Origin of the sequence: Prosthecobacter sp. (assembly GCF_044378005.1) — a bacterium.
Lineage (GTDB): Bacteria > Verrucomicrobiota > Verrucomicrobiia > Verrucomicrobiales > Verrucomicrobiaceae > Prosthecobacter.
The window spans coordinates 1-16,175 of the sequence record NZ_JBILYB010000135.1 but is presented as its reverse complement, the minus strand read 5'-3'; the positions used below and the strand labels follow the sequence as shown (position 1 = coordinate 16,175).

Genomic DNA, 16,175 nt, shown 5'->3' with positions numbered 1-16,175 from the left:
CGCACGCACAATGTCGCGGCGCAGGTGAGCACCATGGGCAAGCGTCTGGCGATGTTTGGTGAGGAAATGCTGCTGGGCGTGCAGGCGCTGGAGGCACTCATTCAAACCTATCCCGCCCGAGGTCTGAAAGGCGCTGTGGGCACTCGCCTGGATCAGATCACTCTCTTTAATGGCGATGTCTCCAAGGCCCGCTCTCTGGAAGAGCGTGTGCTGCATCACCTCGGCATCCATGCATCGCTCGACTGCGTGGGGCAGGTGTATCCCCGCAGTTTGGACATGCAGGTCATCTCCACGCTGGTGCATGTGGCCAGTGGAGCGGGCAGCTTTGCCAAGACACTGCGCCTCATGGCGGGTCATGAGCTGGCCTCGGAAGGTTTTGCCAAAGGTCAGGTCGGCAGCTCGGCGATGCCACACAAGATGAACAGCCGCAGTTGCGAGCGCATCAACGGCTTCCATGTGATCCTGAAGGGTTATCTGACGATGGCCTCCGGTCTGGCCGGTGATCAATGGAACGAGGGCGATGTGTCCTGCTCCGTGGTGCGTCGCGTGATGCTGCCGGATGCTTTCCTGGCCATGGATGGTCTTCTGGAAACAACGCTGACGGTGCTGAACCAAATGGACATCTTTGAAGCCGTGGTGGAGCAGGAGCTGATGCGCTATCTGCCCTTCCTGCTGACGACGACCGTGCTGATGGAAGCCGTGAAAACCGGCGCAGGCCGCGAGGCCGCGCATGAGGCGATCAAGGAACACGCCGTGCAGGTGGCCAAGGACATGCGCACGGGCAAGATCACGCACAACACGCTCTTCAGCCGACTGGCGGCGGATGAGCGCCTGGGTCTGAAGGCGGAGGCCTTTGAGAAGCTCGTGGAGCAGGGCCGCGCGAATGCCGGTGATGCTGGCGAGCAAGTGGATCACTTCGCCGCTCGGGTATCCGTGCTAACCATGGCACACCCGGATGCAGCGGCGTATGAGCCGGGCTCGATCCTTTGAAGAATATTTTTCTGCACCGAATGCATCTATTTCGGACTTAAAACGTATGTCTGTCCCGAATGCCTGCCAGCGCAGACTCCCCCCACAGTAGTCGTCGTCCGAACAGCCCTGTCCCCACGTCAGTCCAAGACGCGGAGACTTTATGCTTTCTCGCTCAAGCCATGGAGGTCAATGTGCCGCCTGGTGACGTCAAACATGCCGCCGCTCACTCCGCCAATGAGGGCGGCGAACCGCTCGAAAGGCTGATTCGCGCCGCAAGCATGGTTTGCATCAGCATCCAACCTTTCCGGCTTTCATTGGCAGATGCCATCTGGATGGCGCGGGAGGAGCAGCCGCTCATCGTTTGGCAGGCGGACCCCGGGCGCTGGCTGCTGCTCCGTCGGCACAGCTTCTTCCGGGTGCGCGTGTCCGCTCCTGACCAGCCTAAACAATCAGAAACGATCAGCCGCTGTGAGCTGGCGTCCAGACTTGGCCTCAAAAACGTGAAGGAAGTCGTGGATCTGGGTGTCGTGTCTCCTGAGCGCCCGGCAGAGGCCATGCGCGGCCAGCAGGATGACCGAGTTAGTGCCTTGCTGCCTGCCTACCACGTCCAGCAGGACGTTCATGCCGATCATCATGAGCATGTTTCACCCGTGCGGAGATTCATCGGGCTGCTGCAGCCAGAAATGAAGGATGTGTGGACGATCATCCTCTTCAGCGTGATCACAGGTCTGCTCTACCTGGCACTGCCGCTCGCGGTGAATGCCCTGGTGAGCAATCTGGCCTTCGGCACCCAGAGCGGGCCATTCCAGCAGGCCTTGATCGTGATCGCTTTGGCGCTTTTCGCCTTCCTTTTGCTGTCCGCCATCATTCGGGGGCTTCAGTATTACATCGTCGAAGTGATCCAGCGCAGGCTCTTCGTGAGGGTGGCGGCGGACATGGCCTACCGGCTGCCGCGTGTCCGTGCTGACTCCCTGGATGGGGTGCATGCTCCTGAGATGGTGAACCGGTTCCTCGACGTGGTGACGGTGCAGAAAAGCACCGCCTTGCTGCTGCTCGACGGTATCAACCTCGTGCTGGGCGGGCTGATCGGCCTTGTGGTGCTCGGCTTCTACCACCCTTTCCTGCTCGCGTTCACGCTCCTGCTGATCCTGGCCCTTTCTGTCATCGTCTTCGGGCTCGGACGTGGGGCCATCCGCAGCAGCATTCAGGAGTCCATCTGCAAATACGATGTGGTGAACTGGCTGGAGGAGCTGGCCCGTTATCCTCGACTCTTCAAAGGTCCGGGCGGCTATGAAATGGCCACGGAGCGCGCCGACCAGCTCACCCGGGCCTTTCTCAATGCTCGCAGCTCACATTTCCGGGTTCTTTTCCGCCAGATCAGCGGACTCCTGCTGCTGGAGGTGGTGGCCAGTTCGGCGCTCCTGATGGTTGGCGGCTGGCTGGTGCTGCGGATGCAGCTGACCATCGGCCAGTTGGTCGCCAGTGAGCTGATCGTCAGTGCCCTCGTCGCCTCGCTGTCGAAGCTGGCGAAGAAGTTTGAAGCCTGGTATGACGCGCTCGCCGCAGTGGATAAGCTGGGCCACCTGATTGATCTCGAGATCGAGACCGAGAGCGGCGACATGCCACTCCTGAACAGTGAGGGTGTGTCAGTCTCAGTCGCCAATGCCGCCTACGCTTACCCGAACGGGCATGAGGTGTTCTGCAATGTTTCCTTTGAAGTCGCAGCGGGTGGACGTGCAGCTCTCATGGGCTCCCAGGGCAGCGGCTGCAGCACCATGCTGGATGTCCTGCTTGGACTGCGCTATCCCACGAGCGGGCACATCAGCATCGCAGGCTTCGATCTGCGGTCCTGGTATCTGGAAGAACTGCGATCCAGCGTGATGCTCATCCGGTCCCAGGACATCGTGAATGGCACCATCGCCGAGAATATTCGGCTGGGTCGCCCGGGCATCGGTTTGGACGAAGTTCAGCGCGCTCTGCGTGATGTGGGACTCTTAGAAGATGTGATGGCGCTGCCGCAAGGCATGCACACAGCCCTCGTGACCGGTGGGCTGCCTCTATCCTCCCGGCAGCGGACGCGGCTTCTTCTGGCCCGCGCTCTAGTGATGAAGCCACGCCTGCTACTGCTGGACGATGTCTTCGACGGTATGGATCGCGGCAGCATGGATGAACTCACCGCCGTCATGCTCGATCCGAAGCGTCCCTGGACAGTCATCATCGCCACGCGCGATCCTCTGGTCGCGGCGAAGTGCACCCAGCAGCTGGATCTCGACAATCCCGACTTCAAAACGACCACCCCATGAGCCACGCCACCTCATCTCCTTCGTTTGATCTGCGTGGGCATCTGCCCGCCATTGCCATTGCGGGTTCATCACGCCTGCCACGGCTCATGGCACGGGCGCTGGCCATTCTCTTTTTGATCTTTGTTCTCGCCGTCTGGTTCCTGCCCTGGCAGCAGTTTGTCAGCGGCACGGGCAAAGTGATCGCCTTTGATCCGCTGGATCGCCGGATCAACATCGAAGCCCCCGTCTCCGGCAACGTGCGCAAGCTTCATGTCATGGAAGGGCATCGCGTGAAGAAGGGGGACGTCATCGTGGAGATCCAGGACAACGACCCGAACCTCATTGCCAATCTGCGCGGGCAGCACGATGCCCTCATCGTGCGCAAAGCCGCTGCTGCCCAGCGTGTGGATGACCTGGAACTCCAGGTCCGCCAGCAGGAGCAGGCCAAAGGGCAAGCTCTGGATGCTGCCGAGCAGCGTGTGGCCGCCGAAAAGATCACCGCCGAGACCGCCACGCTGAATTTGAACCGCGTGACCGAGCTGAAGAAGTCCGGCCTCGTCTCCGAACGTGATTATGAAGTGGCGAAGCAGCTCAGCGAAAGCTCCGACGCCAACTACAAAGCCGCCGAAGCCAATCTCAAGCGCACCGAAAACGACTTCGGAGCCACCATCGCTGGCATCCGTGCCCAAAAAGGCACCGCTCAAGCCGAGGTCGCCACGGCGGATCGTGACATCAAGTCCCTCGACATCCAGATCAGCCAAAACATGCGCCAGACCATCGAATCACCTCGTGATGGTATCGTGCTCAGCGTGCAGGCGACAGATGGCACTTTCCTCCGCCCGGGTTCACCCATCTGCGTGATCATTCCTGAAACCGACAGCCGCTTCGTGGAAATGTGGCTCGATGGCAATGACATGCCGCTCATCCACCCGCGCACGACCAATGCCGATGGCAGCAGCAGTCCGGGCAGCGAGGTCCGGCTTCAGTTTGAAGGCTGGCCCGCCATCCAGTTCGTTGGCTGGCCGAGTGTCGCCGTCGGCACCTTCGGCGGTGAAGTGGTCTTCATCGACCCCGCCGACGATGGCAAAGGCAAATTCCGCGTCGTCGTGGCTCCGAAGCCCGACATCCTCACGCGTGATGGACTTGAGCACCGCGAAGACTGGCCCAGCAACCGCTATCTCCGTCAGGGTGTGCGGGCCAATGGCTGGATCCTTCTAAATCAGGTCCCGCTTTGGAAGGAAATCTGGCGCCAGATCAATGGCTTCCCGCCTGTCGTTTCAGAGAAGGAACCGGAGGTGAAGAAATGAGGACGACCTCTGCTGCCATGTTTAAAGTGGGGCTCTGCTTGCTCTTTGCCGCCTCTCTCAGCCATGCTGACACGATCCGGCTGGAGCAGGTCATCGAGTCAGTGACCTCGAAGTATCCGCCCTACCTCATCGCCCTCATCGAGCGGGACATCGCCGCAGGCCGCGTCAGGCAGGCCAGTGGTGCTTTTGACCTCAATTTCCGCGCCAACGGCAGCTTCAATCCCAATGGCTACTACGACAACAGCGTCGGCGACTTTGTCCTGGACCAGCCCCTGCCCTTCTGGGGTGGCAATGTCTTCGCAGGCTACAAAATCAGCTCAGGCTCACTCGCTGACTATGATAAAAACCGCACCCAGATCGATGGCGAAGTCCGCGCGGGCATCCGGCTGAACCTTCTTCGTGATGGCCCCATCGACGGACGCCGTGCCACGCTTTGGAAAGCCCGGCTCGATCAGGAGATCGCCGATCCCTTCATCCAGCGGCAGCAGCTCGACATCGTCCGCGCGGCCACACGCGCTTACTTCAACTGGGTGTCCATGGGACTGCGCCTCGGCGTCACGGAGCAGCTGGAGCGCATCGCCGAAGATCGTGACAGCGCCATCGCCGAGCTTGCGAAGAAAGGCCAGGTGGCCCCCATCGTGAAGATCGACAACGAGCGTCTCGTCGTCAGCCGCAGTCTCGCCGTCGTGCAGGCTCGGCGACGCTTTGAAGCGGCCAGCATCGAGCTTTCCCTCTTCTATCGTGATGAGAAGGACGATCCCGCCGTCATCACGCGCTACAACTTGCCCGGCAGCTTCCCCCAACTGGTCCAGCCCAATGAAAAAAAGGTCGGCCCAGACATCCAAAATGCCTTCAGCTTGCGCCCGGAACTTCGGCGCATCCGGCTCGTGGCCGAGAAGTTCGGCATCGATGAGCGTCTGGCGAAGAACAACCTCCTCCCCAACCTCGATCTCACTGCCACAGTGAGTGAAAACCTCGGCGGCGGCCCCTACAAAGACCGCGAGCGCACCGAGTCCGCCATCGGTCTTGAGTTTCGGGTGCCTTTGCAGCGAAACGAAGCCAAGGGCCGGCTCGAAGTCATTACCGCCGAGCTTCAGCGGCTCGATGCCGATGCCAAATTCGCCCGTGAACGCATCGTCGCCGAAGTCCGGGATGCCTGGAGCGCCATTAAGGCAGCGCATGAGCAGATCGGCATGACGAAGCGGAACGTGGAGCTGGCCGTCCTGCTCGAAGACGCGGAGCGGAAACGCTTTGAGCAAGGCGCCGCCGACCTCTTCGCCCTCCAAATCCGAGAGCAGGCCACCTTTGATGCCCGTCTGCTGGAGGTCGATGCCCGTGCCGAATACTTCCGCTCCCAGGCCGACTACGAAGCATCCACCGCGATGAAACTGCAGGCACTCAGCCAGCGTGTCATCCCCGATACCCTCCCACCGGCAGACGGAAGGTAGGCGAGGCTGAAATCAATCACGAGAAATGCGCTCGGGTGGCGTTTCCAGTCTTGTGCAGACTGGTCCGCATCCTGCACACTGCTCTCTCGTATGAAAAGCCACTCCCTCATCGCCTGCACGCTTGCCCTGGTCGTGACCGGACTGGTTTGGGCGGCGGAGGTGGGTGAGTCGGGCAACCCGACGAACTTCGGCATCAAGGACGGCTCCGTGCCGGAAGATCCACGCGAGGCGGGAAGGGGCGGGCAGTTCATGGACTTCCCGACTTGGCCGATCTCGAAGGAGCTGCCGAACGACTTGTTTGTGTTTGCCAGGCTTCGTTACAACTCAGACAGCGGACGCTGGGGGCGGTATCGCGGAGGTGGGAAGTGGGCAACGGATTACCCGGACGCGGACCTGAACTTCTCGTATCGGCTGCAACAAATGACTTCCCTTCAGGTGAGTCCGAAGGGCGCGGTGGTGGACATCGTGGCGGAGCAGATGCGGCACTATCCTTTCATCTACATGATCGAGCCGGGGAACATCTCGATCACGGACGAGGAGGCGAAGGTGATGCGGGATTACATGCTGAACGGTGGTTTTGTGATGGTGGATGATTTCTGGGGTGAAGAGGAGTGGGATGTCTTCCACAGTGCGCTGAAGCAGATCTTTCCTGACCGTGAGCCGGTCGAGCTGCCGGTGGAGCACGAGATCTTCCACATGGTATTCCCTTTGAAAGTGAAGCCGCAGATCCCCAGCGTGGGTCATGCCATGGCAGGACGGGAGCAGGGCATCACCGCCGAGCGCTGGGATGCAGAGACCCCGCATTACCGGGCGGTCTATGATGACAAAAAGCGCATCGTCATGCTGATCTGCCACAACACCGACCTCGGCGACGGCTGGGAGGAAGAGGGCACCGACCCCTGGTATTTCCGCGAGTTCTCCGAGAAGTATGCGTATCCGCTGGGGATCAACATCCTGTTCTATGCGCTGACGCATTGAGGTGAATGCCCCGCGCGTGACAAATCCGACCTTGCTCTTTGTTGCATCAGACTGAAGCCGATGACAGGCGTTTAGCTTGCAGTTTTAGAGTGAGTGAAGCAATCTGAATTGCGCCTGATTCCACCGAAGTCGAATCGGTTGCTTCATTATCATGGACTACTTCCTTATTGCTCTGAAACTCATCGTCTCGCTTGGCATTCTAAATGTCTGGCTCTTGCGCTCCGGCAAGGCGACCTCATATCGAGGCAAGGATGCGAAAAATCTGCGCGAGGAGTTCGCCGTTTATGGGCTGCCCTTTCCGTTCTTCTATCTCATTGGCATTCTCAAAGTGGGCTTGGCTCTGGCGCTCCTCGCCTCGCTCTGGATTCCCGGCGTTGCACAACCGGCGGCGATGGGCATGGGAGTGCTCATGCTGGGGGCTTTTATCATGCACCTCAAAGTGAAAGATCCTATCAGCAAGGCACTTCCGTCTCTCGTGGTGCTCGCGATGTGTGCCGCCATTGCTTTGCTGTAGGTGACTCGCGGCTAAAATCCCGCGAGGCAGAGATAGGTGTTCAGCACCAGGTAAAACAGCGCCGGGATCGTTTGCAGCACGGAGTCCTTGATTTGGATACGAACTACGACGGCGACCAGCATCATTAGCGCCAGTCCGCCCGCTGCCAACTGCCCTATCCAGGGCCAACTTATTCCCGCGAACAGGCCGATCCCCGCACACCACTGCAAGACGCCCACCAGCAGGCGTTGCGATCCCAAGCGGTAGCGAACAAACTCCTGCTTCATGTAGCTCGATAAAAAGCACGCCGATCCATAACCGAGAAAGGAGAGGGCGGAGAAGAGGATGAGGGTGGTTTTCAAGACGAAGATTCTGAATCACCTGGATGACAGTGAATTACTTGGGATAAACGATACGTCCGCCAAGCAGCGAGTGGGGCGAGACATTCTGCCAAATGCAGCGAATCCGTTGCCCGGCTATGCTGCGGTCAGCCTTCAAGCCTTAACTCAAGCAGCTTGCGGTGCTTGGTGACTCGACCGCTGACGGGCTTCCGCCAGCAACGAAAACTGGAGGGCTTTAACTCACGACGCATGATGTCGATGACTTGGCTCTCCACCAAGCCTGTGCGCTCTCTGATCTCTTCAAAGCTCGTGCGGTCCTCCCAGAATAGGCGCACGACGAAAGAGGCTTGTTCGCTGCGGAGCGGCGGGGCTTCATGGACGAGCGACGATGGTTCCGATTTGAATTCTGAGGCGGGGAGAGTCGTCGAGGCCATTGACATACCTTTGAGGAATCTTTGAAACGCCCAGCGCGCCGCCAATCAAGGCACCAAGCACGGCCCCACGATGGCAGTTGTCGCCGCCGACATTGGCATTGGCCGTGATGCCGCCTTCAAAGTCTTCGGCATATTTCCATGCCAGATACAATGATGCGGGGAAGGCTTCGGCAATGTAGCAGGCGGGGCTGACGCGCCTTCCGATCACGACCTCGTCGGGATCTTTGGACCACTCCAGAGCTTTGCGTTGAGAGAACCAGTCGCTGCCATGGGTGAGTATGGCCTCACGCAATGGTGCGCCCTTGAGCAGATCACAAACCATCCTCACCATGGCGTCTGCTGCGGCGAGCACGTCAGGAGAGCGATGTGTGAGACTGATGTGCTCACGCACGGCGTCACGAGTAGCGTTGAGGTCGCCCTGAAAATAGGCGCAGAGCACGCCGACATGGGCCAGGCCGCCGATGTGGATGTCTGTGCCTGCGCATTTTCTCGGAGCGGTGCCTCGCGCATAGGCAGTGAAGAATTTGCGGTGACACTCCTCGACGTAGGTGTCTCGATGTTTCCCAGGCGTTAGCATGAAATCGATATAACGCGTGAGATAGTCATCCGCATCGTAGTCGCCGCATGCGATCAGTGAGTCCAACAACACCTTGGCAAGCTGGAGGTTCAGCGTGTTTTCACCAGCTCTCAGCCATTGGTGATAGTGAATGCCACGCTGTCCCCAGTAGCGTGCCTGATCATGCAGAATATCCCCCCGCTCATTGAGTGCGGTGTATTCAGAGCGCCACAGAATGCTGCCGGTATGAGGTGACTTCGGGGCTGTGTAGTCACGAATGATGCCATAGTCCTCACGGAGTGCCGAGCGGTCGTAATACCAATGCACGGGCATGGCGAGCGCATCAGCGATGAAGCTGCCCATGGCGAGTCCTGTGAGTGCGTCTTGAGCCTTCTCCATATAGATCAATCGGGTAGTGCAGCGCTCGGTTTGGCGGCCTTGTGGGTCCAATGATCGATGTTTAAGTCACGAGCGCTCAGACCACGATTGCTCTCGAGGCCACGCAGATTCCAATGATGAGCGTGGAGCTTGAATGGGCTGCGCACACGCTCATCGAAGTCAGTAGGCCAGAGGACCCCGTCTATTCTTTTGAAATCACGGAAGGTCACATCCACCTCAGCTCCACGGGTGCTATCCAGTCCATTGAGTGTCATGCGCACTCTCCGTAGCAGCTTGCTGCTGCGGTCGATGTAGAGGATGACGCGGTCCTCATCTGAAATGCCAAAACCTGGACGTAGTTTGGCAAGCACCTCGTCGCATAGGGCCTGATCGACGAAGGACTCACCATTCATGGCGAAGATCGTGCCGCTTTGCTGGAAGTAGAATGGGCCAAGTAAAAAGAGCGCATAGGCATCTGCCACAAGCGCTGCCGCTTGCTTGGCCTCAGCATCCTCTGAGGCGGTGCCATTGTAAGTGGTGGCGATTTGACCTGGCGAGCGCAGCACCTTCTTCACACCTCCAGGACCGGTGTGAGATTGTGCGATGATTCTGGGTGAAAGGATGATCCTCTCCTCTGAACCGCCACGGAACTTCGAGTCCACGAGCACGGGCTGAAAGCGTGGCCCGATGGCTGCCCACTTGCCTTCATAGCACACGCTTAAATCCCTCATTTGATCAAAGGCGGCACTTCCATGAGCCTTCTGCGAGGCAGTGACAAGCGCACGAGCTTCAGGCTCAGAGGTGGTGATGGGCCGTGTGCAGATCTGCGTCGATGCGCAGGAACTGAGAAGGCCCATCAGGGAGATGCGCATCAATGGGGCTAGTTTCATAAAGCGGGGAGTTGTTGGAAGTAATCTTCACAGCCTTTACGGCCAGCGGTAGGCTTTGACCTCATGAATGAGGCAAGTGGGCGAGCAGCGTCTCCGCTGCGGCAAATCCTGAGAGCGCCGCACCCTCGACTCGCGGACCTGCAAAGGCGTCACCTGCCATCACGAGGGGTGGAGATGCCTGCAGCAGGGCGCAGCGATGAGCATCGACTTGAATGGGCTTGCTGTAGCGCCAGCCGTGGACCTGATAGCTGAGCACTTCGGCACCCAGCCATTGTTTGGAGGCATCAAGAAGCCACCGCCCGCTTTCCATGCGATCATCATCCCAGTGCGCTAGACTGAATTCATGATTGGCATGAATCGTGACCGCAGGCTCTTTGGAAATGCCTTTGAGCTGATTGTCGGCAATCCATGAGACGGGGCCGCTGGTCGGCACAAGTCCTCCTGGGGGAGGAATCAAAGACGACTCTTTCAATGCCGCCATGACGGCCAGGCAGCGTTCGTATTGAATGCCTTCGAGCCGTGTCCGCATCGCTCCATCGAGTTCGATTTCACCCGCTGCCAGCAGCGCGAGAGATTGTGGCACCGGAGGTGTGAGCAGCACTGCCGCCGCTGAGAAAAAGTCTCCTGTGCTGGTTTCGACCGAGTAGCGATCACCGGCACGTCTGACTGCCACGACTTGCTTTTCCATCCGTATTTCCAGGCCTTGCGCCAGATATTTGGCGAAGGCTGTCATGGCTGGCTGACCGCGCCAGCGCGTGTGCCCCGCAGCCTCTGCGGAGAAGCCCTGACACCAATCCGTCATCATGCCAGCCTCCGCGCCTTGTTTAAGGATCTCTTCAAAACGGGCATCACGGGTGGTGATGAACTGCGCTCCATGATCAAAGGTGGCCGCACCGATACGACGACTGGCCAGCCTGCCGCCGAGACCCCGCCCTTTATCCAGCAAGAGCACCCTGCGACCAGCGCTTTGAATCTCACGCGCTGCGATGAGGCCTGAGACGCCTGTACCAATGATCAGCACATCTGCGGTAGGTTCATGAATCGGCATGGAGCTTTTTAAAGAAGGTAAACTGAGTTTGGTACTCGTCTGCGGCATGTGCTGGGCGAGTCATCTTTTCCAGGCAGCGAAGAGGCCTGCTCCTGAGAGAGAAAATGCCCGTGTGTCTGACCCTCGTCATATCTGTGTTAGCTGAATGCCGAATCCGATACGGTAATTGTGGTGTTGGTTCATTATAGTGGCCACAACTTACGCATGAGGGCTGCGAACAGATGATGGCATGACCGCTTCATGTGCCGTGGATCGACTGATTACGCGGTTCTCGCAGAACTATCGCGCGGTCTCAGCAGTGGGGACATTCTGAGCATCTGCCTCAATGCAATCTATGCATGGAGCACGAACCCAAATCCGGAGCGGTGGATGGTGCCGCAGGGGATCAACATCCTGTTCTATGCGCTGACGCATTGAGACACATGCCTGACGAGTGGCTGATCGCGTGTTCTTACGGGCGCGGCTTTTTCCAGCCCAAGGCTCTCCAGTCGAGAGGGTTCTTCAACGTGGGCTTCCTGCAGGTGGGGATTTCAGAGGCGGAAGGAGTTTTGGCCGTCACGGACAAGACTCTGCCAGCGGCTCAAAAGACCCGCTGCCGGACAGCCCCACGACCTCCTCCCATCCACCCATCTCTCCAAGCCGAAGCGCATCACAATCCAAGGTCTGGGGCTTACGATTAAATCGGGGACTGAATGTCAATCATAGCCTCAGTGACAGGATTGATATGATCCACAGGATGAACAGGATTTTTCAGACCTGTTCATCCTGCCAATCTTGTGAATCCTGTCGCAAAAGCCCCTTTTCATTGGGATGCGCGAAGCTCTGCCAATGCTCTGGGTATCATAGGATCGTTGCTTGACACTTCTCAAGCCCTGCTCTGACTCCGGCGCTCCTAACCCAGCTCTCCCATGATCTCCCTGCAAAAAATCTTCGGCAAAACCGATGTCTTCTATGATCTGCTCGAAGCCAGCGCCGAAGAGGCGCGCATCAGCGTCGAGGCTCTGGCCAAATTGATCAATCAGACCCCGGCTGACCGCTCGATGGAGGCGCTCATCCTTTCCCGTCAGAAGGACAAGAAGATCACCCAGCAGATCGACGAAGCCCTCTGCCGCACCTTCGTCACCGATCTGGAGCGCGAAGATGTCGAGGCCCTCTCCAACGCCCTCTACAAGATTCCCAAGATCGTCGAAAAGATCGCCGAGCGCATGCTCATCGCCCCGGACCGGCTGAAGGGCGTGGACTTCTCCACCCATCTCAAAATGATGCAGGAAGCCACGGACACCGTCGTCACCATCGTCCAGGAGCTGCGCCGCAAGCTGCATCTCGAGCGCGTCAAGGATCTCAGCGCTAAGCTCAACTACATCGAGGGCGAGGCCGACAAGCTCATGGTCGAGATGCTGCGTGATCTCTATTCCGGCAACTACGAGTGCGTCACCGTCATCTTCCTGAAGGACATCTACGACCTCATGGAAAAGGTGTACGACCGCTGTCGCGATGCCGGCAATGTCGTCTCCCACATCGTTCTGAAATACTCCTGAGCACCCGCGCATGACCTCCGCCTTGGTCCTCCTCATTGTGGTGATGCTGGTGGTGCTCGTCTTCGAGTACATCAACGGCTTCCACGACACCGCCAACGCCATCGCCACCGTCGTCTCCACGAAGGTGCTCACTCCGCGTCAGGCCCTCCTGCTCGCCTCCAGCACCAATCTCATTGGCGCCTTCTGCGGTCAGGCCGTGGCCAAGACCATGCACAGCGGCCTCATTGATGACAAAGTCGTCGCCGTCACCACCCTCACCATCCTGGCCGCCATGCTTGGCGGCATCGTGTGGAATCTGCTCACCTGGTGGTTCGGCATGCCCTCCAGTTCCACCCACGCCCTCGTCGGCGGGCTGATCGGTGCCGCCATGGCGTCCTCTCCCACCGCTTGGAACTGGGGCGTGCTCATCTGGTCCCGCGCCAAGATCGACTCCAAGACCGGCCTGCCCACCAGCGACATGGAGGGCATCTTCCACAAGGTCGTCATCCCCATGATCTCCTCCCCGCTGCTCGGCCTCACCATCGGCTTCACCGTCATGGGCCTGCTCTTCATCCTCATCCGCAACTGGCGTCCGCACACCGTCAACACCGTCTTCGGCAGGCTCCAGATTGTCAGCGCCGCCTACATGGGCTTCGGTCACGGCATGGCGGATGCGCAAAAGACCATGGGCATCATCATGCTCACCCTCTTCGCCTCCACGAAAGCCGGAGAGCTCGATGGCCTGCCCGCCTGGTTGCACTTCCTCCAGGTCCCGGACAAAAACGCCAGCATCCCCACCTGGATCATCGTTACCTGCGCCCTCACCATGGCCGCAGGCACCTACGCTGGTGGCTGGCGCATCATCAAGACCCTCGGTCATAAGATGGTCAAAATGAAACCCGTGCACGGCTTCGCAGCCGAGACCACCGCCGCCACCATCCTCGCCGTCACCGGAGCCATGGGCATGCCTGTGAGCACCACCCACACCATCACCACCAGCATCATGGGGGTCGGTGCCGCCCGCCGCTGGAACGCCATCGAGTGGAGCCTCGTCGAGCGCATCGTCTGGGCCTGGGTCATGACCATCCCCGCCACCGCCACGCTCGGCTACGTCTTCTACAAGATCATCGCCTCCTGATCCTCGGTTGCTGCCCCTTGCCTGCATCGGAAGGTGGCGACCTCGTAGAGCTGCTTCCAGGGAGCGCGGAATTCATTCCGCCGCATCTCGTGCGCATGCTGGATCACGCCTCAAGACAGAGGCTTCGCACGGTCCCCAGGTCTTCGGCTTGAAGACACGTCTGGGGAAATGAACCCTGTGGAGTGCTGGCTACCTGCGGCGGAATCAATTCCGCACTCCGTGGGTTTCAGCCCAGCACTTCCGTCAGTGTACGCTCGATCCGACGCAGCGTGCTGTCTTTGCCAACGAGGTGGGCGATGGTGGTGACGCCGGGGCCGCGTGACTGACCGCTGAGGGCGGCGCGGAGCAGGGGCATGAGGGCACCGGGTTTGACGCTGTTGGCCTTGGCGGCTTCATCGACACCGGTTTGCACGCTGGCTTCCGTCCACTCGGTGAGGGTGGTGAAGGCGGCGGCGGCGGCGCGGAGGAGGGCGGCGTTTTCGGGCTTGGACTTGAGCTTCTCGGTGACGTCGGCCTCGAAGGGGTAGTCCTCCCGGAAGAAGTAATGCACCCAGGCGGGGATCTCGGTGAGGAGGCTGACTTTTTCCTTCACGCTGAAGACGGCGGCGGTGGCGGCGGCTTCGTCGGTGATGGTGTAACCTTTGGCCAAGATGAAGGGGCGTGCGGCGGCGAAGAGGGCCTCGGGGCTGAGGGCGCGGAGGTACTGCGCGTTGAACCACTGGCACTTGTGCAGGTCGAACTTGGCATTGCCGCTGTGGATCTCAGCAGGGTCGAAGAGGGGGACGAGTTCAGCGCGGCTGAGCACTTCCTTTTCCGCACGCGGGGTCCAGCCGAGCGTGCAGAGGTAATTGAAGACGGCGTCGGGGAGGAAGCCTTCATTCATGTAGCTGTGCTCGATGGCGCTGCCGGCATCGCGCTTGCTCATCTTGCTGCCATCGGGGTTCAGGATCAGCGGGATGTGGGCGTAGAGCGGCGCGGTGGCACCGAAGGCGTGGAAGAGGTCGATGTGCTTCCAGGTGTTCGAGAGGTGATCCTCGCCACGGAAGACGTGGGTCATCCTCATCTCGATGTCATCGACGACGTTGACGAAGTGGAAGATGTAGCTGCCGTCCGGGCGGCGGATGGTCATGTCCGGCTCCTCGGTGGGGGCAAAGGTGACATCGCCACAGACGAGGTCATGCACGGTGATGGCGGTGCGGCTGAATTTGAAACGCACAGCGCCACCTTCCTCAGTGTACACACGGCCAGCCGCTTCCAGCTTGGCGAGGTAAGCGTCGTAGATGTCTTTGCGCTGGCTTTGGTAATAAGGACCGCAGTCGCCCCCGGCATCGGGGCCTTCATCCCAGTCGAGCCCGAGCCAGCGGAGGCCTTTGACGATGCCCTCCGAGGCCTGGGCGGTGTTGCGCGCGCCATCAGTGTCTTCCACACGGAGGATGAAGGTGCCGCCGGTCTTGCGGGCATAGAGCCAATTGAAAAGAGCCGTGCGGGCACCACCGACATGGAGGTCACCGGTGGGGGAGGGAGCGAAGCGGACGCGGGTCATGAGAGAAGACTTGGAGAAGGGGGTAGAACGAGTTTTTAACTCGTAAGCGGGTACCCCGAGTTTCAAACTCGGGGGGTGGGGATAAGTGGATGGATGACTGGATGAAGCGCGAGGGGCGAACCGAGAACCGAGAACCGAGAACCGAGAACCGAGAACCGAGATCGGGGCGCGGAGAGTAGAGGGAGTTTTCGGAAATGCCAGAGGCAGGTTTGGGTGCAGGGCTTCGCGCCTCAAATCGACAACTGATTGTAAATCATGGCCTCAGTTACAGGATTTACATGATTCACATGATGAACAGGATTTTTCAGACCTGTTAATCCTGACCATCTTGTTAATCGTGCCGCAAAAAGCCCCTTTTCATTTGGATGCGTATGCTCTGGTTTGAGTGAGGGTGGCTGATGAAAGTGGGGTTGGTGATGCGTTCTTTGGCACCTCATGAAACCTCGCCGCCTTCTTCTTGTCGCCCTAGCTCTGTTTGCCGCTGTCCGTGTCACTGCCGCACCGGCGGAGCATGTGATTTTGGTGAGCATCGACGGCTGGGCGCATCACTACTTTGAAGATCCGCGCTGTCACATGCCAGCAGTGAAGAAGCTGGCCGCCGAGGGCGTGCGGGCGAAGCGGATGGAGTGCAGTTTCCCGACGGTGACGTGGACGAATCACACGACGCTGGTGACGGGCGTGAATCCAGGGAAGCACGGCGTGCTCTCGAATGATTACTGGGGCCGCGCGGAGTGGAAGAAGATCCCGCTGATCCCTGATCCCATCTTTAACAAGGAGGAGATCGTGAAGACGCCGACGATCTATGATGTGGTGAAGCAGGCGGGCATGACCACGGCGGGGGTGATCTGGC

Annotated in this window: 15 protein-coding genes; 9 read left to right on the top strand and 6 right to left on the bottom strand. The window is 59.4% G+C overall.

The window, feature by feature from the left end:
- From AC6FTP_RS20615 to AC6FTP_RS20590, 6 genes are all read left to right on the top strand, one after another.
- A partial coding sequence (locus AC6FTP_RS20615) for a lyase family protein (RefSeq protein WP_497208793.1) occupies positions 1 to 990 on the top strand: 990 nt, incomplete at its 5' end.
- Between the two features lie 59 nt (positions 991 to 1,049).
- The gene (locus tag AC6FTP_RS20610) at positions 1,050 to 3,275 is read left to right on the top strand and encodes a peptidase domain-containing ABC transporter (protein WP_497208792.1); all 2,226 of its coding nucleotides are present in this window, start codon (positions 1,050 to 1,052) and stop codon (positions 3,273 to 3,275) included.
- Positions 3,272 to 4,561, top strand: a complete 1,290-nt coding sequence (locus AC6FTP_RS20605) for an HlyD family secretion protein (RefSeq protein ID WP_497208791.1) — start codon at positions 3,272 to 3,274, stop codon at positions 4,559 to 4,561. The genes AC6FTP_RS20610 and AC6FTP_RS20605 overlap by 4 nt, the downstream gene beginning before the upstream one ends.
- Positions 4,558 to 6,009 (top strand): TolC family protein, encoded by a 1,452-nt coding sequence (locus AC6FTP_RS20600; RefSeq protein WP_497208790.1) that lies wholly within the window; start codon positions 4,558 to 4,560, stop codon positions 6,007 to 6,009. The genes AC6FTP_RS20605 and AC6FTP_RS20600 overlap by 4 nt, the downstream gene beginning before the upstream one ends.
- Before the next feature lie 90 nt (positions 6,010 to 6,099).
- Positions 6,100 to 6,987: a DUF4159 domain-containing protein gene (locus tag AC6FTP_RS20595; RefSeq protein ID WP_497208789.1), complete on the top strand. Its 888-nt coding sequence runs from the start codon at positions 6,100 to 6,102 to the stop codon at positions 6,985 to 6,987.
- A gap of 151 nt (positions 6,988 to 7,138) precedes the next feature.
- Positions 7,139 to 7,501, top strand: coding sequence for a DoxX family protein (locus AC6FTP_RS20590; RefSeq protein ID WP_497208788.1), 363 nt, complete (start codon positions 7,139 to 7,141; stop codon positions 7,499 to 7,501).
- A gap of 11 nt (positions 7,502 to 7,512) precedes the next feature.
- Here the strand turns inward: AC6FTP_RS20590 and AC6FTP_RS20585 are convergent, their stop codons facing one another.
- The 5 genes from AC6FTP_RS20585 to AC6FTP_RS20565 form a co-directional block, all read right to left on the bottom strand.
- A complete protein-coding gene (locus AC6FTP_RS20585) occupies positions 7,513 to 7,842 on the bottom strand; it encodes a DoxX family protein (RefSeq protein ID WP_497208787.1) in 330 nt (109 codons plus the stop codon).
- Positions 7,843 to 7,967: 125 nt separating this feature from the next.
- Positions 7,968 to 8,156, bottom strand: coding sequence for a TIGR03643 family protein (locus AC6FTP_RS20580; RefSeq protein WP_497208786.1), 189 nt, complete (start codon positions 8,154 to 8,156; stop codon positions 7,968 to 7,970).
- Positions 8,157 to 8,193: 37 nt separating this feature from the next.
- On the bottom strand, positions 8,194 to 9,210 hold the full coding sequence (locus tag AC6FTP_RS20575) for an ADP-ribosylglycohydrolase family protein (protein ID WP_497208785.1): 1,017 nt from the start codon (positions 9,208 to 9,210) through the stop codon (positions 8,194 to 8,196).
- 5 nt (positions 9,211 to 9,215) lie between these two features.
- The gene (locus AC6FTP_RS20570) at positions 9,216 to 10,079 is read right to left on the bottom strand and encodes a hypothetical protein (RefSeq protein WP_497208784.1); all 864 of its coding nucleotides are present in this window, start codon (positions 10,077 to 10,079) and stop codon (positions 9,216 to 9,218) included.
- A 61-nt stretch (positions 10,080 to 10,140) separates the two neighbouring features.
- On the bottom strand, positions 10,141 to 11,127 hold the full coding sequence (locus AC6FTP_RS20565; protein ID WP_497208783.1) for an NAD(P)/FAD-dependent oxidoreductase: 987 nt from the start codon (positions 11,125 to 11,127) through the stop codon (positions 10,141 to 10,143).
- 908 nt (positions 11,128 to 12,035) lie between these two features.
- On the opposite strand from AC6FTP_RS20565, the gene AC6FTP_RS20560 reads away from it, so the two are divergent.
- Positions 12,036 to 12,665: a DUF47 domain-containing protein gene (locus tag AC6FTP_RS20560; RefSeq protein WP_497208782.1), complete on the top strand. Its 630-nt coding sequence runs from the start codon at positions 12,036 to 12,038 to the stop codon at positions 12,663 to 12,665.
- Positions 12,666 to 12,675: 10 nt separating this feature from the next.
- The gene (locus AC6FTP_RS20555; protein WP_497208781.1) at positions 12,676 to 13,782 is read left to right on the top strand and encodes an inorganic phosphate transporter; all 1,107 of its coding nucleotides are present in this window, start codon (positions 12,676 to 12,678) and stop codon (positions 13,780 to 13,782) included.
- Positions 13,783 to 14,008: 226 nt separating this feature from the next.
- Here AC6FTP_RS20555 and AC6FTP_RS20550 read toward each other — a convergent pair whose 3' ends face one another.
- A complete protein-coding gene (locus tag AC6FTP_RS20550) occupies positions 14,009 to 15,325 on the bottom strand; it encodes a glutamate--tRNA ligase (protein WP_497208780.1) in 1,317 nt (438 codons plus the stop codon).
- Positions 15,326 to 15,760: 435 nt separating this feature from the next.
- On the opposite strand from AC6FTP_RS20550, the gene AC6FTP_RS20545 reads away from it, so the two are divergent.
- Positions 15,761 to 16,175: alkaline phosphatase family protein (locus AC6FTP_RS20545; protein ID WP_497208779.1), on the top strand; the 415-nt coding region annotated here is incomplete at its 3' end.